This is a genomic window from Paenarthrobacter nitroguajacolicus, from assembly GCF_007786235.1.
Lineage (GTDB): Bacteria > Actinomycetota > Actinomycetes > Actinomycetales > Micrococcaceae > Arthrobacter > Arthrobacter nitroguajacolicus_A.
The window spans coordinates 1-3,345 of record NZ_VNFK01000037.1 but is presented as its reverse complement, the minus strand read 5'-3'; the positions used below and the strand labels follow the sequence as shown (position 1 = coordinate 3,345).

At 59.1% G+C, this 3,345-nt stretch carries 2 protein-coding genes; both read left to right on the top strand.

What is annotated here, in order from left to right:
• Window positions 1-2,039 (top strand): alpha/beta hydrolase (locus FQP90_RS22835; protein WP_144653394.1); only part of this gene is annotated, 2,039 nt, incomplete at its 5' end.
• A 398-nt stretch (window positions 2,040-2,437) separates the two neighbouring features.
• Complete coding sequence (locus FQP90_RS22830; protein WP_144653392.1) at window positions 2,438-3,070, top strand: DUF6037 family protein; 633 nt, start codon at window positions 2,438-2,440, stop codon at window positions 3,068-3,070.
• Window positions 3,071-3,345: the final 275 nt, after the last annotated feature.

The following is a 3,345-nucleotide window of genomic DNA, read 5'->3' as shown; positions in this document are numbered from 1 at the left end:
GTGTCACGTTTGTGTCGGGGTTCGAGGAACTGCTGACTGAGAACGCCGCTGACGCGACGTGGCTTGAGCAGATCGCCACGGCATTCGAAGCAGCCGGCAGCGGCTCCCTGCCCGAGACCGCGCTCAACAGCGCCCTCATACAGTACGCACCACCGGGGCAAGTCGGTTTGAACGACATCGGGGCCCTGAACGCCGCGCAACTGAAAGCCTGGCTCGGCGGTGCCGGCAACGTCGCCCGGCTCGAAGTACTCCTGAAAGAACCAGGACTGGACCCTGTAGTGGTAGCCAAGTGGTGGGCCGGTCTCGGCCACACAGCCGCCGACGACGGATCAATCGAACCCGACGAGGGTCAGAAGCTCCTGATCGAAACCCTCCCGTGGGCTATCGGGAACCTGAACGGCGTCACCGCCACCGCCCGGAACCTTGCCAACCGGATACGCCTCGTCACCGAACAGAAGCGCATCAAGGCTGAACTCGCCGGGACGCCCGAGTCCCTGTTCACCAGCACAGGGCGGTCCATTCCAAACCCGCACTGGATACGTCTGCAAACCCAACAGAAAGCCCTAGACGGCATCGGTCAAGCCCTCGTAAACGCGGGTGCGTCAGGACAAGCTGTCCTGCTCGGCTTCGACCTCACCGACGGCTCCCCAAAGGCACAGGTCTCTGCGGCCAACCCCGACACAGCCGACAACGTTACCTACGCCGTGTCCGGCATGCTCATTACCCCCCAAAGCGGCTTCAACGACTGGGCAACAAACGCTGCTAACCTGCAATCGCGGCAAAGGCTGAACGACCGGAGTAAGTCGTTTGCGGTGGTCGCATGGATCAACTACGACCCGCCCAACCCGGCAACCGTGAGCAGCGGTGATGCTGCACGGGCAGGTGGCGAGCGGTTTGTCGCGGACCTGCGCGGTTTCAATGCTGTCAGGGATGGGTTGGGCAACAGGACCCCGGAAACCCTGAACGTACTAGGCCATTCCTATGGCACGACAGTAACCAGCGACGCCCTCGCCGCTGCAGATTTACGCGTCGCCTCGTTCACAATGCTCGGCTCCGCCGGCGTCGAGAAAGAGATTCGGAACGCCGAAGAGCTTCACGTGCCTGAAGGCCAGGTCTACGCCAGTGAAGCCGAACCTGACGCCCTGGCCAGATGGGGCCGTTCCCAGCGCCAGGATCCGCGTATGGAATCATTTCACGCGAAGGTGTTCTCCTCGGAAGCAGCCACCATCGACGGGACCCAATTTCACGGCACGACCGAACACAACTCACTGGTGCACCGGAAGGACGGAGACGGGTACGGGTACCTGGATCGAGGAACCACCGCACTGTACGAGGCAGCCCTGACAACAACAGGCCACGGAGATCGCATCCTCCCAGGCGAAAGCCTGTCTCGCCCCTCGTCGGAGTTGCGGCAAATAAGTAGCCCAGGAAGAGTGAACCGCATGTCCTACCAACCCAAGGCCCGACACAAGGTCCCCAGCCTCCTCGCCGCATTGGTCTTCGCGGCCATGACGCTGAGCGCCTGCACGCCCACCACGACGGAGAACCCCATGACCGGCTCAAGCAACCGCAGCGACCCCGCAACCGTCAAAGCCCAGGTCGAAGAACTCAAGCAAGCCCTCGCGGACCTTCACGCCTTCAAAACCGAAACCCAGCAAGCTATCGGGCCTCAAAAATGGTCCGACGAAGGCCTCCGCAACAGTTTCTGTACCACACCCGACGGTGAAGAGGGCGTGAATTACGTCGTCCTAAGCCAAACCTCCGACCCCGTTGATCTGGAGGCGTCAGTAGACGTCGTCAAATCGTTCTGGGAATCTAAGGGCTTCAATACGCGCATCGAAACCAACCCCCGGGACCCGGGCCTCATCCGCCTCTACGCTGACCAGAACGGCGGACAGCTCGTGTCCTACACGGCGAACGTGCTGGGTTCCGGCCTGGAAATGGACAGCGCCTGCGTCGCAGGAGACCAGGCGGCAATCTACAAGGAGCTATATCCCGAAAACTTCGGACTCCCTTCCAGCCCCAGTCCCTCACCGTAGAATCGCATGACCTTTGTACCCAGGGCCGGACGAAAAGTCCGGCCGCATATCGTTTTTGGTGGGCATTGAATCCGATAACGGGCAACGTAGAGCAACTCCCGAAGTTCAAAAACCCCTAGAATTAGCGGATTTTCGATGACAAGCGACCTACTCCAACACCAAAGGGAGAGACGCTGAGTCCGTCTACTTCAGCGGGCTTCCGCACAAGATCGCGCTGGTACTCCCCTGGGTGGCAGCCAGGATATAGCCACGTGGCCCATGGGGCAAACAGATGCCCGCATCGATGCTCATCGACCAAGGGTGTAATGGCCAAGTGGGGTGAGGGACGCACCATGTCTACACGAATGGTTGACTCCAGCTCACAATGTTTGTCAGAGGGCGAGTGCGAGAGTAGCAACATGAATGCGCCGTTGGAGAACCTTCGACCCATCCGTGACGAGTTGGCTGTTCGCGGATGGGTCATTGCTTGTTTCCCCTTCACGTATAGGCAACGACGATATTTCACTCTGGTCCAACGCTATATGCCACCCGAGGAGACCCCTCAGTACCAGCTCGTGAAGCTGACCTTCATCGATGGCCGTGATACTAGCCGCACTCTGACGGCGGCAGCGAACACACAGCGTATAGCGGCTGGGGCGAGGGAGCTCCGAGAGTACTTCGGTATTGAGTACGCGCCAAATCTCGGGGAGATTTTGACCCAGTTCTGCGAGCAACTGGGAAAGTTCATTCCTTCAAGACTGCCTACCGCCCTGTCTCCCGAGGAGAAGACGGTGGTTCTGAGTCAGCTAGGTAGAAGCTCCAGCGAGGACCCAAATAAGGTCCACTGTTTCGACGTGCGCCGAAATGGGACGCGGTCAAACGGCACACTAAACCAGCGGTCGCCGTTCAATTCGCAGAAGACTGAGATGCTTCGGCCGACACTTTACGAAGCCTTGAAAGCTGATGAAAATCTCAGCTTCTACTACTCGGAACACCCGGAAGATGAACGGTCCGATACAGAGATCCTCGAGAGCTTCAACTGCAGAAGGTGACCTGGACATCTAAACCCGGTCTGCAATCTCTTCGTCCCAAGCCGCGGCGGTCGTGGATCACGGTGTGGATTTGGTGAGAGTTTTGGTGGGATATGGATCCAATGATCCCGGATCACCTGCAACGATATTTGGTGAAGAAACCCCGGAATCTAGGCGTTTTCAGTCAACCAGCAACACGCAAAAACACCCCAGGGCCAAACTTTTAATCCGTGGGTCGTGGGTTCGATCCCCACAGGGCCCACCCTCCAAGACAGGCCGGAGACGCTAAGTCTCCG